Source organism: Candidatus Marinimicrobia bacterium CG08_land_8_20_14_0_20_45_22, from assembly GCA_002774355.1.
In the GTDB taxonomy this organism is placed as follows: Bacteria; Fidelibacterota; UBA2242; order UBA2242; family UBA2242; genus 0-14-0-20-45-22.
The window spans coordinates 1-3,607 of the sequence record PEYN01000089.1 but is presented as its reverse complement, the minus strand read 5'-3'; the positions used below and the strand labels follow the sequence as shown (position 1 = coordinate 3,607).

Annotated in this window: 5 protein-coding genes; all 5 read left to right on the top strand. The window is 47.5% G+C overall.

Translation table 11 applies throughout. The features are described from left to right. Nucleotides 1–27: 27 nt before the first annotated feature. Nucleotides 28–888 (top strand): hypothetical protein, encoded by an 861-nt coding sequence (locus COT43_05485; GenBank protein PIS28848.1) that lies wholly within the window; start codon nucleotides 28–30, stop codon nucleotides 886–888. Nucleotides 889–954: 66 nt separating this feature from the next. After that, on the top strand, nucleotides 955–1,506 hold the full coding sequence (locus tag COT43_05480) for an RNA polymerase subunit sigma-24 (protein PIS28847.1): 552 nt from the start codon (nucleotides 955–957) through the stop codon (nucleotides 1,504–1,506). Between the two features lie 15 nt (nucleotides 1,507–1,521). Next, nucleotides 1,522–2,553, top strand: coding sequence for a hypothetical protein (locus tag COT43_05475; GenBank protein ID PIS28846.1), 1,032 nt, complete (start codon nucleotides 1,522–1,524; stop codon nucleotides 2,551–2,553). Next, a complete protein-coding gene (locus tag COT43_05470) occupies nucleotides 2,543–3,382 on the top strand; it encodes a hypothetical protein (GenBank protein PIS28845.1) in 840 nt (279 codons plus the stop codon). Before COT43_05475 ends, COT43_05470 begins: the two co-directional genes overlap by 11 nt. Next, nucleotides 3,379–3,607 (top strand): hypothetical protein (locus COT43_05465; protein PIS28844.1); only part of this gene is annotated, 229 nt, incomplete at its 3' end. The genes COT43_05470 and COT43_05465, both read left to right, overlap by 4 nt.

The window sequence follows — 3,607 nt, the reverse complement described above, 5'->3', positions numbered from 1 at the left end:
GAATGGGCTGACAGGCTTGGCGTTGACGTGATTTCAACATCGTTGGGCTACCGAACCTTCGATAATTTTGAGTATTCTTTTTCGGATCTGGATGGAGAAACAGCCGTGACGACCCAAGCAGTAAATTGGGCGTTCCGGCGCGGAATCATCGTTGCCGTTGCCGCCGGAAATGAAGGAAACGATCCGCATTATCCTGACGGTGGACTCGGTTCGCCCGCGGATGCATTTGGCGCGTTAAGCGTGGGCGCCGTTGACGGAAATGGTGTCATCGCCGCATTTTCTTCGCATGGCCCGACTGCGGATGGGCGCGTCAAACCGGATTTGTGCGCCAGAGGCGTATCCGCTTATCTGGCAATAGATTATTCTCTGGGATATGGCGCGGGAAGCGGAACGTCGTTCGCCACGCCGCTAATTGCGGGCGCCGCGGCTTTAGTTCTGGAAAAAAATCCCGATTGGGCGCCAGCAGAAGTTATTCAGTCGTTGAAAAAATATGCCAATCGCGCGAACGCGCCGGACGATCGTTACGGCTGGGGAATTCCGGATGTTTGGAAAACGATTTTTCAAGGCGATACTCTGGAATTTCCAGATCGGGAATTGTCCGAAAATCAGATTCTTTGTTATCCGAATCCGGCTGCAGTTTCTACAAATTTATTCTTCAAGTGGGACAATTTAAAACCGTCTTCGGAATCGGCGAAACTGGAAGTTGTCGATATGAAAGGCCAAATAGTTTGGTCGCAAAAAATTCCCGTTAAGTGGGAAGGCATACGGGAAACGATTCCGTGGAACCTACTCTCCGGCTCTGGCTTGCCCGTCTCATCGGGCGTCTATTTGGTTAGGCTTACTCGGAAAAATCATGTTCAATATGGACGAATGACGGTTTTGCGATAATTTTTCATCTCTCCCCCTGACAACCAATGAACAAAAAGGCTATCTAAGAAGGAGTTTTGAGGTCATATGGAAAAAGAAGAGATCGACTTAATCAAAAGAATTCAGAGCGGAGAAAAAATGGCGTTTCAATGGGTAATGAACAGGTACGGCGAAAAAGTGATGAGCCTTGCGTATCACTTTACCCGGAACACGCAGGACGCCGAAGATTTATATCAGGAAACGTTCATCAAAGTTTACCGAAACATCGAGACTTTTCGGTTTGAGAGTGAGTTCTTTACTTGGATTTACAGGATTCTGACAAATCAGGCGTTCAATTTTTACCGGAAGAATAAGCGTATGGCAATTGCCGATCCGGGTGAGGACGATTATCTCTGGGAAACCCTACCGTCAAATGACGATGAAGCCGATCGGGAAACATTCAGCTCATCACTCCGGAGTCAAATCGATTGGGCTCTAAAAAAGCTGTCCACCCAACAGCGGATTGTTTTTATCCTCAAACACATCGAAGGGAAAAAAATCAAAGATATTTCCGTTTTGCTCGATTGTACGGAAGGCACCGTCAAGCGATATTTGTTCAGAGCAACTCAGAAACTCCAAGCCTTGCTTGTAGAGGCTTGAAAAGGAGAAATAACCATGAGACACAACAAAAAATATGATGAAGCCGCAATTCTTTACTTCTATAATGAACTTACTGGTGCGGAACTAGTCGATTTCCAGCAACACCTGAAGTCTTGTCCGATTTGTCAGATGAAGATTGAAAAACTTGAAACACTTGGAGCCGCTCGCATAGAAAGCGTCGGTATAAAGCCGACGGAAATATTGCTCAGTCGCCTCAACCGGCAGATCATGGAAAAAATCACGGCGGAACCGAATATAGGAATCGTCAGGCGCCTACGAAACGGGTGGTCGGATTTGACCGATTCCGTCCGCGCCGTATTTATGCGTCCGCAATACCAGTTTGTTACAATCGGAATGACCTTCGTCGTTGGTATGCTGGTTGGAAAAATCTGGCTAAGCTCCGGCTTAAAAAATGATCCGGCGATGCTGGCGAATTTCGTGAACTCTCAGAAAACGATGACCGAAGCAGAAAAAGCGAATTTCCAAAAAGCGATGGCTAATTACATGTTGAGCAATGGAAACGTCGAAATCGCCGATCTTACCCAAGAGAAAAATGATCTAGACGGCGATGGCGTAGTTGAAGTTGCCTTAAAGATCGAGCGTGACTTTGCGCTGAAAGGCGGTCTTGACGATCCGACGATTCAGAACATGCTTAGATATTCCGCGATTCACGACCAGTTGCCTGAGCGTCGGATGAGAGCGGTAAAGTTGCTCTCGCAGGCCGTTCCAAGCGAAGACATCGACAACACGCTGATAGCAGTTTTACTCCGAGACAAATCTGGCGATGTTCGGTGCCGCGCGATGGAAGCGCTGGCGAAAAAAACTGATTCCGAACAGGTTGTTGAGGTATTCAAATCTGCCGCTCTGCGGGACTCCTCTTCCACGATTCGGAAAATGGCAATCAATCAGTTAGTCACCATTGGTAAAGACGAGATCATTCCCGTTCTTGCGCTGGTCTGTTCGCAGGAAAAGGATGAGTCCGTCCGCGTCGTCGCAAAAGAAGGGTTGGACTCGTTAAACAGAAAAAACAGTAGAAGTGGTAATTGAAGGGGCAGTCGCCATGAAACGAACCTTTAAAGTTATCTTGATCGCCTTATTAGCGAGCGCCGTTCTGTTTTCGCAAAGCAAACTGAAATACGACGGTATGCGTTACGCAGGAGAAATTATTGAGAAGTTCGACGTCAAAGGCGGAGGATTTCTGGATATGAAGAATATAACCGGTGACATTACGATCATTGGTGAACAACGGAACGATGTTGAGATTCAGGAGCTATTCCGCATTAAGGCGTATTCGGAATCTGCCGCCGGTAAAATTTTACAGGATGAAAAGGCAAAATATACACAAAAAGGCAACAAATTAACTGTTGATGGAACGTGTCATTCCAGACGATTTGAAAGCAAATTCTTTGTTAAAATTCCCGTTGCGTTTAATGTGGCAGTCAAAACATCTGGCGGAGACTTATCGCTCAACAATCTGCAGGGTCATGCGGATATTCGCACCAGCGGCGGCGATATCGAAGTGTCGGATATTAATGGAGAACTAACCGGATTGACCTCTGGCGGTAATATTGCTATTGATCGATCTATTGGTGTTGCAAGAGCGACCACCTCGGGTGGCGACATAAGAATACAGCGCCACAGGGGCAATTTGTGGGCGATGACATCGGGTGGTGACATTAATCTCAACGATTTGAAGGGTAATGGCGAGATTTTCACGTCCGGTGGAGATATAGATATTCAAATGGTTATTGGGGAAACCCTACGCGCGCGTACATCGGGCGGCGACATCGAGGTTAAAAAAGTTGGCGGAAAAGTAGAAGCGCATACTTCCGGTGGCGATATTTATATCGGTGAGGCGCTTGGTTTTGTCAAGTGAGCACCAGCGGCGGCGATATCGAAGTTGGAAAGGCGGGAAAAGATCTCATCGCAACGACATCCGGTGGTGATATTGTGATTTTGGGCGTTGTGGGATCTGTAAGCGCAAGAACGTCTGGCGGGAATATTGAAGCCCGGAAACTTTACGCTTCCGGAGTGGCTGACAATTCTATTAGCATGTCCAGTTCGGGCGGCGACCTGATGCTCTACCTTCCGTCTAGGGCCA

Bases quoted from the DNA above. Each gene is read 5' to 3' on its own strand.
- COT43_05475 (PIS28846.1), top strand. From the start codon at position 1,522: ATGAGACACAACAAAAAATATGATGAAGCCGCAATTCTTTACTTCTAT.
- COT43_05480 (PIS28847.1), top strand. From the start codon at position 955: ATGGAAAAAGAAGAGATCGACTTAATCAAAAGAATTCAGAGCGGAGAA.